The 17,185-nt window shown below is 65.0% G+C and carries 12 protein-coding genes; 4 read left to right on the top strand and 8 right to left on the bottom strand.

The window, feature by feature from the left end:
• Positions 1 to 82: 82 nt before the first annotated feature.
• The 3 genes from AS156_RS15225 to AS156_RS15235 are packed head-to-tail and all read right to left on the bottom strand — an operon-like array spanning position 83 to position 4,358.
• A complete protein-coding gene (locus tag AS156_RS15225; protein ID WP_066505470.1) occupies positions 83 to 1,582 on the bottom strand; it encodes an efflux transporter outer membrane subunit in 1,500 nt (499 codons plus the stop codon).
• The gene (locus AS156_RS15230) at positions 1,582 to 3,159 is read right to left on the bottom strand and encodes a DHA2 family efflux MFS transporter permease subunit (protein ID WP_066505472.1); all 1,578 of its coding nucleotides are present in this window, start codon (positions 3,157 to 3,159) and stop codon (positions 1,582 to 1,584) included. The genes AS156_RS15225 and AS156_RS15230 overlap by 1 nt, the downstream gene beginning before the upstream one ends.
• Positions 3,156 to 4,358: an HlyD family secretion protein gene (locus AS156_RS15235; protein ID WP_245312823.1), complete on the bottom strand. Its 1,203-nt coding sequence runs from the start codon at positions 4,356 to 4,358 to the stop codon at positions 3,156 to 3,158. Before AS156_RS15235 ends, AS156_RS15230 begins: the two co-directional genes overlap by 4 nt.
• A 96-nt stretch (positions 4,359 to 4,454) precedes the next feature.
• On the opposite strand from AS156_RS15235, the gene AS156_RS15240 reads away from it, so the two are divergent.
• The 4 genes from AS156_RS15240 (at position 4,455) to AS156_RS15255 (ending at position 9,546) form a co-directional block, all read left to right on the top strand.
• Complete coding sequence (locus tag AS156_RS15240) at positions 4,455 to 5,084, top strand: TetR/AcrR family transcriptional regulator (protein ID WP_136626234.1); 630 nt, start codon at positions 4,455 to 4,457, stop codon at positions 5,082 to 5,084.
• Positions 5,085 to 5,210: 126 nt separating this feature from the next.
• On the top strand, positions 5,211 to 6,383 hold the full coding sequence (locus tag AS156_RS15245; protein WP_066505477.1) for an NADH:flavin oxidoreductase/NADH oxidase: 1,173 nt from the start codon (positions 5,211 to 5,213) through the stop codon (positions 6,381 to 6,383).
• 266 nt (positions 6,384 to 6,649) lie between these two features.
• Positions 6,650 to 8,023 (top strand): S41 family peptidase, encoded by a 1,374-nt coding sequence (locus AS156_RS15250; protein ID WP_066505479.1) that lies wholly within the window; start codon positions 6,650 to 6,652, stop codon positions 8,021 to 8,023.
• A 311-nt stretch (positions 8,024 to 8,334) separates the two neighbouring features.
• Complete coding sequence (locus tag AS156_RS15255; protein ID WP_082747521.1) at positions 8,335 to 9,546, top strand: FAD-dependent monooxygenase; 1,212 nt, start codon at positions 8,335 to 8,337, stop codon at positions 9,544 to 9,546.
• Positions 9,547 to 9,575: 29 nt separating this feature from the next.
• Here the strand turns inward: AS156_RS15255 and AS156_RS15260 are convergent, their stop codons facing one another.
• The 5 genes from AS156_RS15260 to AS156_RS15280 all read right to left on the bottom strand — a co-directional run bounded on the left by AS156_RS15260 (position 9,576) and on the right by AS156_RS15280 (position 17,033).
• A complete protein-coding gene (locus AS156_RS15260; protein WP_066505481.1) occupies positions 9,576 to 12,314 on the bottom strand; it encodes a bifunctional diguanylate cyclase/phosphodiesterase in 2,739 nt (912 codons plus the stop codon).
• Positions 12,315 to 12,615: 301 nt separating this feature from the next.
• Positions 12,616 to 13,134, bottom strand: coding sequence for a cyclic pyranopterin monophosphate synthase MoaC (moaC, locus tag AS156_RS15265; protein WP_066505483.1), 519 nt, complete (start codon positions 13,132 to 13,134; stop codon positions 12,616 to 12,618).
• 4 nt (positions 13,135 to 13,138) lie between these two features.
• Complete coding sequence (trpC, locus tag AS156_RS15270) at positions 13,139 to 13,960, bottom strand: indole-3-glycerol phosphate synthase TrpC (protein WP_066505485.1); 822 nt, start codon at positions 13,958 to 13,960, stop codon at positions 13,139 to 13,141.
• A 63-nt stretch (positions 13,961 to 14,023) separates the two neighbouring features.
• Positions 14,024 to 15,037 carry an anthranilate phosphoribosyltransferase gene (gene trpD / locus AS156_RS15275; RefSeq protein ID WP_066505487.1) on the bottom strand — a complete coding sequence of 338 codons (1,014 nt, stop codon included), beginning with the start codon at positions 15,035 to 15,037 and terminating at the stop codon, positions 14,024 to 14,026.
• 94 nt (positions 15,038 to 15,131) lie between these two features.
• A complete protein-coding gene (locus tag AS156_RS15280) occupies positions 15,132 to 17,033 on the bottom strand; it encodes a peptidylprolyl isomerase (RefSeq protein ID WP_066505490.1) in 1,902 nt (633 codons plus the stop codon).
• Positions 17,034 to 17,185 lie beyond the last annotated feature (152 nt).

Here is a 17,185-nt window from a genome sequence, read left to right on the forward strand (position 1 = left end):
TTGAATCAGAACCGAAGCTCAAGATCTTTGTTTTGACGCGTTTTCTTCACGCGAACCGGTATCCACTTCGCTCGAAAACGAGCTAGTTGCTGACTTGCACGATGGCCGGCCGGGGCGGATCGGGGAAAGTCTGCTCCCAGCCACCGCCCAGCGCCTTGAACAGCGTGACGAGGTTGAGCGACACGTTGGTCGTGCTGGTCGCGTATTGCTGCTCGTTCTGCAGCAGGCTGCGCTCGGCGTCGAGCACGCTCAGGAAGTCAGTGACGCCGTCATTGTAGCGCGAGCGCGCAAGGTCCAGCGCCGCGCGGGTGTGGTCGAGCTGGGCGCGCAGCCGGGTCCGGCGGGTCTGCTCGAGCCGGTGGGCGGCAAGCGCGTTGACGACCTCGTGCCAGGCCTGCAGTACGGTCTTGTGGTAGGTGATCGCGGCTTCCGCCTGCTGGGCATCGCTGAGCTTGAGCATGCTCGTGAGCCGCGCGCCGTCGAAGATCGGCAGCGATACGCTCGGGCCCACCGTGTATTGCAGGGAGGAGCCCTTGAATAGATTGCTGAACTCGAGCGAGTCGAGCGCGACATTGCCGTTGAGCTGGAACTTCGGATAGAAGTTGGCGACGGCAACGCCGATATTGGCCGTCGCGGTGTGTAGTTGATCCTCGGCGCTGCGGATGTCGGGCCGGCGGCGCGCCAGCTCTGACGGAATGCCCAGGGGAATGCGGGGCGGCGAGCGCGGGATCACGCGCCGCGGCGACAGCTCGGCGTTGAGCGCCGACGGCGGAAGGTCGAGCAGCAGGGCGATGGCATTCATGTACTGGATCTGCTGTTGCTGCAGGTTCGGAATCTGCGCGCGGATGCCTTCGACCTGGGCGGCGGCGTTTTCGGTATCGAGGCCGGAGCGCACACCCTTCTGCTGAAGCTGCTGGGCGAGCTGCAGGACCTCACCATCGACCTTGAGATTGTTCTCGGCGATCCGGATCTGCTCCTGCACGCCGCGGAGCTGGATATAATCGCTGGCGAGCTCGGCCAGCACCGACACCAGCGCATCGCGCCGGCGGTCCTCGGCCTGATCGACCTGCGCGTCGGCGGCTTCGATCTGCCGCCGCACGTGGCCCCACAGATCGAGCTCCCACGACATGTCGAGACCGACATTGTATTCGTTGATCGGCTGGAGATTGACCCCGCCGGACCCCGGCGGAAGCAACGGTGTGAGCAGGCTGGCGATGCCGTTCTTGCTGTAGAGCTCGCGATTGTATTTCCCGTCACCGTTGATGCTGGGGAACTGGGCGGAGGCCGTCGCGCTGCGCTGATAGCGGCTCTCGGCGATCCTGATCGTGGCGGTGCGCACGTCGAGATTGGCCTCGGCGACGCGGCTCTCCAGATTGGTCAGCACGGGATCGCCGAACACCTTCCACCAGTTCGGATCGGTCGGCGCCGGCAGATGCGTGTCGGAGAACGTCTGTCCCGCGAACGTCTTCTGGTCGGGCAAATGGGAATCCGGCTGGACGAAATCGGGGCCGACGCTGCAGCCGGCGAGGACCGCAGCCGTCGCCAGAAGCACGAGCGCGCGTTTGCAGATCGGTCGCGACATCAATGACCACCCCCGGGTCTCATACCGCCGATCTTCGCCGAGAGCAGGAAGCAGAACGGAACCACGGTGAAGGCGACCACCGCACAGTAGAAGAACACGTCCGTATAGGCGAGGATCGCGACCTGAGTTCTCATCACCTGATAGACGTGGCCCACAGCCGTGTCGTGCACGCCTGCGCCGGCGTGGCCCATGGCCCTGAGCGACTGCTCGTATTGCGCCACCAGCGCCTGATAGGGCTGATGGAACGGCGTCGCCCACTGCGACAGGTAGCTCTGATGGACCTGCGAACGCTGGGTGATCTGCGAGGTCGCGAGCGAAATCCCGACCGAGCCGAACACGTTGCGGAACATGGCGAACAGCGCCGAGCCGTCGCTGTTGAGTTCCCGCGGCAGCGTCATATAGGCCACGGTGCTGATCGGCACGAACAGGAAGGCCAGCGCCGACGACTGGAAGGTGCGCATGAAGGCGAGGGTCTTGAAATCGACATTGGGGACCAGCGTCGTCGCGTACAGGAACGCGAAGCCCATGATGGTGAATCCCAGCGCGATGACGTATCGCGTCTGCATCACCGTCATCAGCCGTCCGACAAGCGGGATCAACAGGACCACGGCGACGCCGCCGGGCGACAGGATGAGGCCCGCCCAGGTCGGGGTGTACATCAGCACGGTCTGGGCGAGCTGAGGGATGATGACGGCGCCCGCATACAGGATTCCGCCGGTGGCGCCGATCATGATGCAGCCGCCCGTGAAGTTCTTGTCCTTGAACACCGACAGGTCGACGATCGGCTTCTTCGCGATCAACAGCCAGCCGATCGCACCTGATATTCCGACGAAAGCGAGCAGGGCCATCACGCGGATGAAGCCGGAATTGAACCAGTCGGCGTCCTCGCCGCGGTCCATCATGATCTGGAACGAACCGAGGCCGATGGCGATCAGGCCGAGGCCGATGTAGTCGATGCCGCGATTCCTGCGATTCTTCTCCCACGGCGGATCCTCGACCATGACGGAGATGAAGAAAGTGGCGATGATCCCCACCGGGATGTTGATGAAGAAGATCCAGCGCCACGTCGCCTGATCGGTGATGTAGCCGCCCAATGTCGGGCCGATGATCGGTGCGATGACGACGGCGATCGCGGCCACGCCGAAGGCGGCGCCGCGCCTGGCGGGCGGGAAGGTGTCGAGGATGATGGATTGCTGGTTCGGCTGCAGGCCGCCGCCGAAGAACCCCTGCATCAGGCGGAAGATGATGAGCTGCGCCAGGCTCTGCGCGATCCCGCAGAGGAACGAGCAGACCGTGAACATCGCGATGCAGATCAGGAAGTAGCGCTTGCGGCCGAGCAGATCGCCGAGCCATCCGGAGATCGTCAGCACGATGCCGTTGGCGACCAGATAGGAGGTCAGCGCCCAGGTGGCTTCATTGTTGCTTGACGACAGGCTGCCGGCGATGTGCGGCAGCGCGACGTTGACGATGGTGGTGTCGAGAATCTCCATAAAGGCGGCAAGCGTCACCACAATCGCGATCAGCCACGGATTGTAGGACGGCTTCCAGTCTTCGTGGTGCTCGGTGGTCTCGCTCATCGCACCGTGACCGTCGGCACGACGGAAATTCCGAGGGGCAGGGGGATGTTCGGATCGAGGCCCTTGTCGATCACGATCTTGACCGGCACCCGCTGCACGATCTTGATGAAATTGCCGGTGGCGTTCTCGGGCGGGAACGCGGTGAATTTGGATCCGGAGCCGAGCTGGATGCTGTCGACATGGCCTTCAAGCTTGAGGCTCGGATAGGCGTCTACCTTGATCGTGACGTGCTGTCCGGGACGCATGTCGGCGAGCTGGCTTTCCTTGAAGTTCGCGGTGATCCAGACCTCGGGCGCGACGATGGAAAACAGCTGTTGTCCCGGCGCGACGTAATTGCCCTTTTCGACGTTGCGCTTGGTGATCCAGCCGTCCTGCGGGGCGGCGACGGTCGTCCACGACAGGTTCAGATCGGCCTGGTCCAGCCGCGACTGCGCCTGTTCGACCTGGCCCTTGAGCTGGCCGACCTGCGCGTCGGTCTCGCCGATCCGCTCCGGCACCGGCGAGTTCTGCGTGACCTGGGCGTCGGCCAGCGCGACCTGCGCCTCGGCCTGCTTCAGGGCGGCGTCGGCGGCGTCGACCTCCTGCTGCGACGTCGCCGCCTTCGGCAGGGACTTCTGCCGGTCGAAATCGGCCTGCGCCTTCTTGCGCGCCGCCTTGGCGTTTTCGAGCTGGGCTCGCGCCTGCTCGAGCTGCGCCGGGAAGTTCTTCTTGGCGATCGCCAGGCCGAACTGCTGGCCGCGATACTGCGCCTGCGCGGTCGCGAGCGCGCCCTCGGCCTGTTCGCGGTCGATCCGGTATTGCCGCGGGTCGATATGGATCAGCGGCTGTCCCTGCTTGACGAACTGGTTGTCGCTGACGTCGAGCGACACCACGACGCCGGACACTTGCGGCGCGATGGTGATCGCGCGCCCGTCGGTGTAGGCGTCGTCGGTGCTTTCGATGTTGCGGGTGGACAGCCAGTAGTAGGCAATGCCGATCGCGAGCAGCACCAGAATGATGGCGCCGACGACCAGCACGGTCGGGCGCCGCTTCGCCCTCGGATCGTCGCCTTGATCGCCGGTCCCGGCGCCGTTCTTTGGGGCAGCGTCGGCAGGGCCGGGCTCGGGCGGCGGCTTCCTGGCCGGCTGCTCCTTCGGCGGGGCCTCATCCTGCAACTGGTCGGCGGACATCGCGCGCTGCTCCCGAAAGGGCTGGGGCACCCGGTTGTCCAGGCGCCGGCCCATTGGATATATTAACCGTACCGATTAGTTCGCATATGCACAACACCGGTGGAAAAACAAGTCGGAGGCTGTGACGTGACTGCTGCAGTGTCCCCTAGAAAAGTTCCGCGCGGCGAACGGCGCAAGGTGGAACTAATCGACGTCGCCGAGCGAATGTTCCTCGATCGGGGCTTCGCTGAGACCACGATGCAGATGATCGCGGAATCGGCCGGCGCCTCGAAGGAAACGCTGTACCGGCATTTCTCGAGCAAGGAACAGTTGTTCGCCGGGATCGTCGATCGCAAGGCGCGCGAGCTGTCCGGTCCCGACTCGGCGCTGGCGCGCGGCGGCACCCCGGAGACCGTGCTGTTCGATCTCGGCATGGGACTGTTGCACATGGTGCTGCGGTCGCCATCGTCGTCGCTGTTCAGGATCCTCGTGGCGGAAGCGCCGCGCGTGCCCGAGCTTGGCCAGCTCTTCTACGACCGAGGGCCCGGCCGCACCGTGCGACGGCTCGCCGACTATCTCGCCGAAGCGACCGAGGGCGGTGAACTACGATGTGATGATCCGCGATGCGCCGCGCGTCTGTTCCTCGGCGCGGTGGTTTCGCAATATCACCTCCAGCGGCTCGTGCTATCGAACTGGAAAAAGCCCGGAGAGCGCGAAGTGCGCACCCATGTCAGAGCCGCGGTGGCGATGTTTCTGGCGATGTACCGCGGATCGTGACGACTGCGCGGCGCGGAGCCGGGGCGATCGTACACCTCTATCGGTGGCCGCGCCGCGCGTATATCGTCCGCGGCAACAGAAGGTCGGCCCGGCCCAACCGGGGTAACGACGCCATGTGAGGAAGCCATGTCAGGACAACTGCTCTTTACGCCGATGACGATCCGCGGCGTGACGCTCAAGAATCGCATCGTGGTGCCGCCGATGCACCAATACTCGGCCGACAAGGGCTTTCCGACCGACTGGCACCTGATGAATGCCGGCAAGTTCGCCGCCGGCGGCGCCGGTCTCGTGATCGTCGAGTCGACCAAGGTCGAGCGGCGCGGTTGCGGCACGGTCGGCGACCTCGGCATCTGGGACGACAAGTTCGTCGCGCCGCTCAACCGTGTCGTCAGCTTCATCAAGCAGCAGAACGCGGTCGCCGGCATCCAGCTTGGCCATTCCGGCCGCAAGGCGCGCGCCACGCGTCCCTGGGAGGGCGACCGTCCGCTCGAGCGCACGCCCGAGATCGTGGACTGGGACGCCTGGACGCCGGTGGCGCCGAGCGCGATCGCCCATAGCGAGCGCTGGCCGGTGCCGCGGGCGCTCGAGACCCGCGAGATCAAGGACCTGGTGCAGGCCTGGGGGCAGGCGGCGCGGCGCGCCAACGAGGCCGGCTTCGACGTGCTCGAACTGCACGGCGCCCATGGCTATCTCGTGCACGAGTTCCTGTCCGAGCGCGCCAACCAGCGCAGCGACGAATACGGCGGCTCGGAATCGAATCGCATGCGCTTCCTGATCGAGGTGACGGAAGCCGTGCGCGTGCATTGGCCCGATCACAAACCTTTGTTCGTGCGGCTGTCGGTCGAGGACAATGCCGGCTGGGGGCCCGAACAGAGCGCGCGGCTGGCGAAAATCCTGAAAGCAAAGGGCGTCGACGTGATCGATTGCTCCTCAGGCGGAATCACCGAGATGGCGCCGATCCTGGGCAAGGAGATCAAATACAGCTACCAGGTGCCCCTGTCGGAATATATCCGCCGGAACGCTGATATCATGACCATGGCGGTGGGCCTGATCATCCATGGCGACCAGGCCGAACAGATCCTGCGCGATGAACAAGCGGATTTGATCGCCGTCGGCCGGGAAATCCTTAATAACCCGAACTGGCCGATGGACGCCGCGCTAAAGCTGGGGGTGGACGGTCCGTTCCGGAACGTGCCTCCGCAATTCGGCTATTGGCTGGGCACGAGGGCCAAGCGCGGCTTCGGGACCAGGCCATCGACCTGGCAGAGCGGGTTGCAGGAGGCTGGCAAGGCATCCTAGAGCAGCCTAGATAGTGCGACCAAAGAAGGACGTGCTGAGCCATGATGCGACAGCCGGAATTCTCATCATCGCCTCATCTCCTTGTTCGAACGAGGTCTTTTCGGAAAGCCGCCGTGAATTTTTCCCGACCATGCTCGGAGCCCCGTAATGGTCCGGTTAGGTTACGGCCTTGATCCGACCAAAAAGCAGTTGTGTTGTGCCCCGTCGGGGAAGGCTGGCCATTGTTGCGAAATATTGCCGGCCATAGCGAAAAGGGATCGCGGATAATGCGCAAGAACGTTGGTTTTTTCCTGGGGACGGTTGCGGGAGCGTGTCTCACCCTTCTCGTGACCTCACCGCAGGGTGGCGCGCATCTGTTCGAGGTCGCCAAGGCGGCCGCCCGCTCCGACAACACCTATTCCCAGCTCAACCTGTTCGGCGAGGTCTTCGAGCGCATCCGGACCGACTATGTCGAGAAGCCCGATGACGGCAAGCTCGTCGAAGGCGCGATCAACGGCATGATCTCCTCGCTCGACCCGCATTCTCGCTACATGAACGAGAAGGGCTGGTCGGAGATGCAGGAGACCACGCATGGCGAGTTCGGTGGGCTCGGCATCGAGGTCACGATGGAGGACGGCTTCGTCAAGGTGGTGGCGCCGATCGACGACACTCCGGCCTCGCGCGCCGGCATCATGTCCGGCGACGTGATCACCGCGATCGACGACGAGACAATCCAGGGCATGACGCTCGACCAGGCCGTCAACAAGATGAAGGGCGCGCCCAACAGCTCGATCCGACTGAAGATCGTCCGCAAGGACGCCGACAAGCCGATCGAGGTTGCGATCACCCGCGAGATCATCCGCGTTCGCCCGGTGAAGTATCACACCGAAGGCGGCGACGTCGGCTACATCCGCATCACCTCGTTCAACGAGCAGACCGCCGAGGGCCTGCACAAGGCCATCACCGATATCCAGAAGGAAATCCCGCAGGACAAGCTCGCGGGCTATATCATCGATCTCCGCAACAATCCGGGCGGCCTGCTCGACCAGGCGGTCTCGGTGAGCGGCATGCTGATGCAGCGCGGCGAGGTGGTCTCGACCCGCGGCCGCAATCCGGAAGAAACCCAGCGCTTCACCGCGCATGGCGGCGACCTGACCAAGGGCAAGCCGCTCGTCGTGCTGATCAACGGCGGCTCGGCCTCGGCGTCCGAGATCGTGGCCGGCGCGCTGCACGACCACAAGCGCGCGACGCTGATCGGCACCCGCTCGTTCGGCAAGGGTTCGGTGCAGACCATCATTCCGCTCGGCGCCGGCAACGGCGCGCTTGCGCTGACCACGGCGCGCTACTTCACGCCATCGGGCCATTCGATCCAGGCCCAGGGCATCACGCCCGACATCGAGGTGCTGCAGGACGTGCCCGACGAGTTCAAGACCCGCTCCGACATCATGAGCGAGGCCAAGATGCGCGGCCATCTTGCTGCTGAGGGCGCCGAGCAGTCCGGTTCGCAGGCCTACGTCCCGCCGGACGAGAAGAACGACAAGGCGCTGACCGCGGCCCTCAACCAGCTCCACGGCGTCACCGTGAATGCCGACGCCAAGAACGCCGATGCGGCCAAGAATGCCGAGACCAAGACGGCGCAGAAGCGGCCGGTGCCGAACTAGCCTCTCTAATCGATCGTCGACGAGAACAATGTCGGTCCTGAGTGAATCGGGGCCGACATTTTCGTTACATGTCGCGATAAACGGACTCCCCTAGCGCGAAGACGCTGGAGCTGGGTGGGCGGGTATCGGTTGAATTGACGCGCCGTGGCGTCGCGCTGCCTGCCGGCCGGGAGAAGTTGGTAGACGAAGGTCACGCGGCGGGCGCATCGTGACGGAGGATCCGACCGTGGCCGCGCCGCAAGGGTGAGTGTGCAAGGCTGAGCGTGCAGGTTTCCGATCCCGGTCATGACCAATTGCAGGGAATCCTTCCCATGAACACGACGACCTCAACCGGAGGGCTGCGCGCTGCCATCGTCGGTGGCGGCATCGGCGGACTGTCCGCGGCCAATGCGCTGCGCCGGCGCGGCATCGAGGTCACCGTCTTCGAGCAGGCGAGGGCATTGGGAGAGGTCGGTGCCGGTGTCTTCATCTATCCCAATAGTTTGCGCCAGCTCGAGCGGATGGGGTTCGGCGATGCGCTCGCCGCTGTTGGCGCCAGGGTCGGTCCCGGCTCGGAATATCGCCGGATGGATGGCACGGTGGTCGGGCCGATCCTGACCACCGATTCCTCCGGCTGGAACGGCATGTACGGCATGCATCGCGCCGACCTGCTCAACGTGCTGGCGAGCGCGTTGCCCGCAAGCGCGATCCGTACGGATCATCGCTGCATTGGCTTCGAACAGGACGACACCGTTGCGCGGCTGCGCTTCGCCAACGGCGAGACCGCGAAGGCCGACGTCGTGATAGCCGCCGACGGCATCCAATCGGTGCTCCAGCGCCATGTCGTCGCAGTACGCCCGCCCGAATATTCCGGTGTACGCGCCTATCGCGGTCTGATCGCGTCGGAGAAACTGCCGGAGTGGCGCAAGGAGGCGCACCAGGTGTGGATGGGAGACGGCAAGCACTTCATGGTGTTTCCTGTACGTGGCGGCTCGCTGCTCAATTATGTCGGCTTTGTTCCGACCAAAACCGAGACCGTCGAGTCCTGGTCCGCTGCCGGCGATCGCGATGAACTCGCGGCCTCGTTTCAAGGCTGGGATCCCTCTGTAACCGGCCTGCTCGAGAAGGTCGAAACATGCTTCTGGTGGGGGCTCTACGATCGCTCGCCGCTCGCATCCTGGACCAGCGGCAGGTTGGCGCTTTTGGGCGATGCGGCGCACGCGATGCTGCCGCATCTGGGACAGGGCGCCAATCAGGCAGTCGAGGACGGCGTCGCGCTGGCTGTGCTGCTCGAGAAGTGCGGCGCGACCGCAATTCCTGCTGCCCTGAAACGCTACGAGCAACTGCGCCGGGTACGAACCGATGTGGTTCAGGCCGAAGCGCGGCAGAACGGCTTGCGCTACGATTCAAGGTACGCAAGCCTCGAGCGGCGCGACGGAGAGATCCGGAACGCTGCAGCGTTCCGCAGGTGGCTATACGACTACGATGTCGAGGAGGCCGCCGCCGCCGCGCTCGGGAATGAGGTTATCTCGAACCGTCCGTAAGACCGTCCACCTCTCCAGCAATCAATCGATTACGCTGCGCCCGCGATCGGCTTGCGCCGTCGCATGCGGCTCCGGCCGGCGGCGGGCGGGCCTTCGCGGTGCGCAATCAGCAACCGCCTGATGTCGGCGGCCGGCTTCGGTGGGCTGAACAGATAGCCCTGCATCTCGGAGCAGCCGAGCTCGCGCAGCAATTGCTGCTGCTGCGTGGTCTCGACGCCTTCCGCCGTCGTCGTCATGCTGCGCTCGGCCGCGATATTGACGACCGCCTCCACGATCCCGGCCGAGCCTTGCGGATCGGCGATGTCGGTGACGAAGCAGCGGTCGATCTTGATCTTGTCGAACGGGAAGCGCTTCAGATAGCTCAGCGACGAGTAGCCGGTGCCGAAATCGTCGAGCGCAATGCGCACGCCAATGGCGCGGAGATGATGCAGCGCGGCGAGCGCCGCCTCGTCGTCGCGGATCAGCACGGCTTCGGTGATCTCGAGCTCAAGGCGGCCCGCGGGCAGGCCGGATGCCGCCAGTGCCGCGATCACCTTCAGCGCCAGCGTGCCGCTCCGGAACTGCACCGGCGAGACGTTGACCGCGAGCCTGACCTGGTCGGGCCAGTTCACGGCTTCCTTGCAGGCTGTCGTCAGCACCCATTCGCCGAGCTGGTTGATCAGGCCGGTTTCCTCGGCCATCGGCACGAACTCGGCCGGCGAGATCATGCCGCGGCCCGGATGACGCCAGCGCACCAGCGCCTCGCAGCCATTGATCTCGTTGGTTTGCAGGTCGAGGCAGGGCTGGTAGTACACCTCCAGCCCGCTGCCGTCGGCGATCGTCCGCCGCAAATCCATTTCGAGCTCGCGGCGGGCGCGGGCGTCGGCATCCATGGCCGGCTCGAAGAAGCGCCAGGTGCGGCGGCCGGCCGACTTCGCCGCATACATGGCGAGATCCGCGTTCTTGAGGATCTGGTCGAGATCGCTGCCGTCCTTCGGCGCCAATGCGATGCCGATGCTGGCGTCGGTGGTGAGCTGGTGGCCGAGGCATTGATAGGGCGCTCGGATCGCCTCGTAGATGCGGGCGACGAGGCCGGTGACCTCATCGGCGGTCTTCACCCCGGTCTGGATGATCGCAAACTCGTCGCCGCCGAGGCGGGCGACGAAATCATTGTCCTGCACGCAGGCGCTCAGGCTCCTCGCGACGGACTTCAGGAGCTCGTCGCCAACCATGTGGCCGAGCGAGTCATTGACGCCCTTGAACTCGTCGATGTCGATGTAGAGCACCGCAAGCTGGCTGCCCGGCGTGACATGCGGCAGCTCGCGCTTGATCTCGTCGCGGAACAGCGTGCGGTTCGGCAGGTCGGTCAGCGCGTCGTAATGGGCGAGGTGGGTGATGCGTTCCTCGGCGCGGCGACGCTCGGTGATGTCTTCATGGGTCGCGACCCAGCCGCCATCGGCGAGCGGCTCGTTGACGACCTGGATCGAACGCCCGTCGGGCGTCGCGATCACCATCATGTTGCGGATCCCGACGTCACGCAGCACGAGGTTGACGTAACGGTCGACGTCACCCCTGAACGAGCCGGTCTGGTAGCGATGCGCGATGACGTCGTGGAAGCTGCAGCCGGGCTTGATGGTGTCGGCCGATAGCCCGTACATCTCGATATATCGATTGTTGCAGATCACCAGGCGCTTAGACGAATCGAACAGCAACAGCCCCTGCGTCATGTTGTTGACGGCAGTGTCGAGCCGGAGCTTCTCCAGCGTCAGACGTTGCTGCTGCGCCCAGTATTGTTGCAGCAGCTTGCGCACCACGAGCGTCAGCAGGGTCGCGATCGCCAGCACCGACAGGCTGGTCACGGCGATCAGGATATTGATCTGCTCGCGCCAGTTGGCGAGCGCCGCCGCCGTGGTCGTGGTCGCCACGATGACGATCGGGAATTTGGTGAGGGCCTGCGACGACACCAGGCGGTCCTGGCCGTCGACCGGGCTGGTCAGCCGCGATGTGCTGTGCGGCAGTTCGAACACCTGCTGCTGGCTGGCCGGGCCGGTGCGGAAGTTCTTCCCGATCAGCTCCTCGACATGCGGATAGCGGGCGAGCAGGGTGCCGTCACGGTGATGCATCGCGATCGCGGTGCCTTCGGCGAGCGCAACCGTCGAGAAGAACTTCTCGAAGGTGGCGGGCTCGATGCCGCGGCCGACCACGCCGAGGAATTCGCCGTTCGGGCCGGTGACCTTGCGGACGATGGCGGTGGTCCAGGCCCCGGTGACCCGGCTGAACACCGGAGCAACCAGCATGTCCGGCGAATAGGGGCTCGACTTGAAGATCTGGAAATAGCTGCGATCTGCGACGTTGGCCTTCGGGAGCGGCCATGCACTCGAGCTGTTGATCAGCGTGCCGTCGGCGTCGAACACGTTGAGGCCGCCGACATAGGACAACGCGTCCATCTTGGACTTGAGCATCGCATGGATATCCGCGCCCGACATCCGCCGGCGGTAGTTCTCCGGCGTCGTGGCGATGCCGTTGTCGCGCATGTAGGCGATCAGGTCCTTCTGCACGACCTCGAAATCTTCCAGTTGCTGGTCGAAGTGCCGCGCCAGCAGCAGCACGGTGTTCTCCAGCTCACGTTCGCTGTTGTGCAGGGCGCGCTCGCGGAAATTGCCAGCCATCAGGGTCGCACCGATCGCAATCGCGACCATCAACACGGCGCCGCCAACGATCAGCCAGCGGATCGGACCGCTGCGCAGGATCGACGTGATATTGAACGAGGCACCGCCGCTTGAATTCATTGGACCCGATCGCTTCCAGGCATTTCACCCGGAAGTAGGTTTCGCGCACCTCCGGCCCGCGAAAGTCGTATCCAAACGAAATGGAGCGCCGGTTAGCGAGATTGGTTAACGAATGATTGCCCGGATGGACGTTTGGGTCACGATGCATCAGGATTTGCGCAAGAGCCCGCCCATGAGATCAATGTTCGACCATTTGGTCGAAGCGCTGAAACGTGTCTACGGGGCGTGGTGAACCAGGTCCCTTGCGAGCACCCTCAATTCGATCAGCGGCTCGCTAAGTTGTAGTCGAGCGCACTGCCGATCACTCGCCGGCGCGATAATGCCCGGATTTGCCGCCGATCTTCTCGACCAGATGAATGCCTTCGATGCGCACGCCGCGCTCGACCGCCTTGATCATGTCGTAGATCGTGAGACACGCGACCGACACGGCCGTCAGCGCCTCCATCTCGACGCCGGTCGGACCGGTCACCTTGACGGTCGCCCGGATAACGCAGCCCGGCAGCTTCGCGTCGGTCTCGATGTCGACCGTGACCTTGCTGAGCGCCAGCGGATGGCAGAGCGGAATGAGCTCCGAGGTCCGCTTCGCCGCCATGATGCCGGCAATCCGCGCGGTCGCCAGCACGTCGCCCTTCTTGGCTTGGCCCGATGCGATCAGGGCGAGCGTCGCCTTGCTCATGACGACGTGGCCTTCGGCGACCGCGGTCCGTTCGGTCGCAGGCTTGGCCGAGACGTCGACCATCCGCGCATCGCCCTTGGCGTCGATATGGGTGAGGGCAGGGCCGGACGCGGACGATCTGGCCTTGGACGGCTTCCGTGCCATTGCGTCAGCGCGTACCGGTCGCGCGCGGCGCAGCCTGCCGCGTCAGCAGCGTGCGCGTTGCCGCGGTGACGTCCTGCTGCCGCATCAGGCTTTCACCGACCAGGAAGGTAGACATGCCGACGCGTTCGAGGCGGGCGAGATCGTCGGGCGTGAAGATGCCGCTCTCGCCGACCATCAGGCGGTCGCGCGGAATCAGCGGCGCCAGCGCCTCGCTGGTGGCGAGCGTGGTCTCGAAGGTGCGGAGGTTGCGGTTGTTGACGCCGATCATCGGCGAGCGGAGCTTCAGCGCGCGGTCGAGCTCGGCGCGGTCGTGGATCTCGATCAACACGTCCATGCCGTGCGCGATCGCGGCATCCTCGATATCCTTGGCCGCGGCATCGTCGAGCGCGGCCATGATGATCAGGATGCAATCGGCACCGTGGGCGCGGGCTTCCGCCACCTGGTAGGTGTCGAACATGAAGTCCTTGCGCAGCACCGGCAAGCTGGTCGCCGCGCGCGCCGCGACCATGAAGTCGAGATGCCCCTGGAACGACGGCGCGTCTGTCAGCACCGACAGGCAGGCCGCGCCGCCGGCCTCATAGGCCTTGGCGAGAACCGGCGGATCGAAGTCGGCGCGGATCAGCCCTTTCGAGGGCGAGGCCTTCTTCACCTCCGCGATCAGCGCGAAATCGCCCTTGGCATGCTTGTTGCGGATCGCCTGGACGAAGCCGCGCGGCGGCGATGCCGATTTCGCCTGTGCCTCGACGTCGGCGAGCGGACGCGCGCGCTTGGCGGCGGCGATCTCCTCGCGCTTGTAGGTCTCGATCTTGCTCAGGATGTCGGACATTGCGGACTCTCTTTAGCGCATGATCCTATCGACAAACCGGTTCCCACTTTGTCGGATCACGCGTCAACCGTTGGAAACCGCAACGAGATGCTTCAGCCGCGCTGCGGCCGCACCGCTGTCGAGCGATTTTGCGCCGATCGCAACACCTTCCTTGAGATCCCTGGCGCGACCGGCCACGATCAGCGCGGCGGCGGCGTTGAGCAGCGCGACGTCGCGATAGGCGCTCGGCTTGCCGTCGAGCACGCTCGCGAGCGCGACAGCATTGGCGTCAGCGTCGCCGCCCTTCAGCGCCTCACCGCCGACGCGGCCGAGGCCGGCATCGTCAGGTGTTACCTCGAACGTCCTGATCTCGCCGTTCTCGAGGCTCGCGACGAAGGTCGGGCCGGTGAGGGTGATCTCGTCGAGCCCATCCGAGCCATGCACGACCCAGACCTTGTCCGAGCCGAGATTCTTCAGAACCTGCGCCAGCGGCTGCACCCATTGCCGCGAGAACACGCCGACCATCTGCCGCTTGACGCCGGCGGGGTTCGACAGCGGACCGAGCAGGTTGAAGATGGTGCGGGTGGCGAGCTCGACTCGGGTCGGGCCGACATTCTTCATCGCCGGATGATGCGAGGGCGCGAACATGAAGCCGATGCCGGCCTCCGAGACGCAGCGGCCGACCTCCGCAGCCGACAGGTCGAGTTTGACGCCGAGCGAGGCCAGCACATCGGCCGCGCCCGAACGCGACGACAGCGCCCGGTTGCCGTGCTTGGCGACCGGCACGCCCGCGCCGGCCACGATAAAGGCTGCGCAGGTCGAGACGTTGACCGAGCCGGAGCCGTCGCCGCCGGTGCCGACGATATCGACGGCCTCGGCTGGCGCGGTGACCGCCAGCATCTTGCCGCGCATCGCGGTGACGGCGCCGGTGATCTCCTCGACGGTTTCGCCGCGCACCCGCAGCGCCATCAAGAGGCCACCCATCTGCGAGGGCGTGGCTTCCCCCGACATCATGCTGTCGAAGGCGGTTGCCGCCTCCTCACGCGTCAGCGTGGCGCCGGTGGCGACTTTTCCGATGATCGATTTCAGGTCGTCCATTCGCTGGCTCAGGTCTTTCGTTGGAGCTTGATCTCCGCGCAGACACCTCGTGCGTGCCGCGCGGGAGAACCGGCGCCCGGTTTCCGGATCATGCTCAATTATTTGCGCCTGTCACCTGTGCGAAGGCGGCCTCGTTGACGGTCATGCCGATGTCGGACTCGATCTTGGTGACGTATTGCGCGACCTGCTCGTCGCTCAACGAGCGCCGCACGGCCTCCTGGAGCTTCTTGACCTCGTCGGAGGCGAAGTCGACCGACGGGTCCGTCACGTTGGTGACGCGGAAGACGATCCATTGCCCGCCGCCGGCGGCCGGCGTCTGTCCGTCGCCGTCCTTGGCTGTGCGGAACGCCGCGGTGACCACCGCAGCCGGCACGCCGGGCGGGGTCGCATCGCGGCGGAAGTTTGCCGCGGTCTCGACCTTGACGCCGGCAGCGGCGGCCTCGTCGGTGAGCTTGCTGCCGCCGTCCAGCTTCTTGACGATGTCGGTCGCCTTGGTGCGCAGCCGGCTCGAGATCTGGTCCTCGCGCCATTTCGCCTCGACCTGGTCGCGAACCTCGTCGAGGTTGCGCTCGCGCGACGGCGTAATGCCGAGCACCTCGTACCAGACGTAGCCGCCTTCGAACTGGATCGGGTCGTTGTCGACGCCGACGTCGCTGCCGAAGGCCTGCGAGACCACGTCGAGACCTTTGGGAATGTCCGGTGCAAGCTGGCCGTTCGGCAGACGGCCCGACCGATCGACCGCGTCGATGGTGACGGCAGCCAGTCCGAGCTTCTGCGCGGCCTCGGCGACGCTGGCGCCGCCGCCGCGTTCGTCTTCCATCTTGTCGCGCAGTTCGGAGACCTTGCTGCGGGCCCGCTCAGCGGCGATCTGGCTCTTGATGGTTGCCGCGACGCTTTCATAGGTCGGCGTCACACCAGGCTCGATCTTCCCGACCTTGACCAGCGCCACGCCGAATTCACCCTTCACCGGCTGGCTGACCTCACCCGAGGGCAGCGAGAATGCTGCAGTGGCGACGGCCGGATCGAGGATCGCCGATTTCGCAACCAGGCCGAGATTCACGTCGGTCGGGTTGAGCTTGCGCTCCTTGGCGATGTCGTCGAACGAGGTGCCTGACGTGATGCGGGCACGCGCAGCCTGGGCGTCCTCGGCATTCGGAAACACGATCTGCGAGACCTCGCGCTTTTCCGGCGTGCTGATCTGCTCGCGGCGCTGCTCGAAGATCTTCTTGGCGTCCTCGTCGGAGACGGTCTCCCACTTGCCGATCGACACGGGCGTGATCGCAACGAAGGAAATCTTGCGATACTCGGGCGCGCGGAACTGGACCTTGTGATCCTCGAAATAGGCAGCAAGCGCTTCGGGCGAGGGCGGTTCGATGGTGCCGGCCTGGGCGGCGCCGAGGCTGATGTAGTCGATCGAACGCTCCTCGTTCTGGAAGCGCGTCAGCGCCTCGATCAACGATTTCGGCGGCTCTACGCCGGACGAGATGGTGCCCGCGATCTGCCGGCGCAGGCCGACGCGGCGCTGCTCGGCGATGTAGCGGCCTTCGGTGTAGCCGTAATTGCGGATCACGGCCTGGAAGCGCTGCGGGTCGAACTGGCCGTTGAGGCCCTTGAAGGTCGGATCGTTGTAGATCGTGCGCAGCACCTCGGCATCGGACTGGTTGAGGCCCATGCGGCGCGCTTCCTCATCCATCGCGGCTTCGGCCAACGTCTGCTGCAGCACCTGACGGTCGATTCCGAAGGCGCGCGCCTGGTCCGGGCTCAGCGGACGGCCGAACTGGCGGCCGAGCTGCTGCAGGCGATCGGTATAGATCTGGCGGAACTGCTCGGCCGAAATCTCGGTGCTGCCGACCTTGGCCAGCGTCGACTGTCCGAATCCCCTGAAAATGTCGGCGATGCCCCAAATTCCGAAACTGACGATCAAAACGCCCATCACAACGGCCATAATCGTCTTGCCGAGCCAGTTTGATGAGGCTTTCCGCATTCCTCGAAGCATGGGTCCAACTTGTTTTGCAGGAGGGGAACCGGGTCGTGCCCAAGGCGGAGCTTGTGTCCCGCAGCAGGGCGTCACCGAATTGAAAACCCATCATAAAGTGGCGGCCGTTCCCCCGCAACCTTGGCTGCGTGGATGGATTGAAGCGAGGAATC

This window comes from Bradyrhizobium macuxiense, assembly GCF_001542415.1.
In the GTDB taxonomy this organism is placed as follows: Bacteria; Pseudomonadota; Alphaproteobacteria; order Rhizobiales; family Xanthobacteraceae; genus Bradyrhizobium; species Bradyrhizobium macuxiense.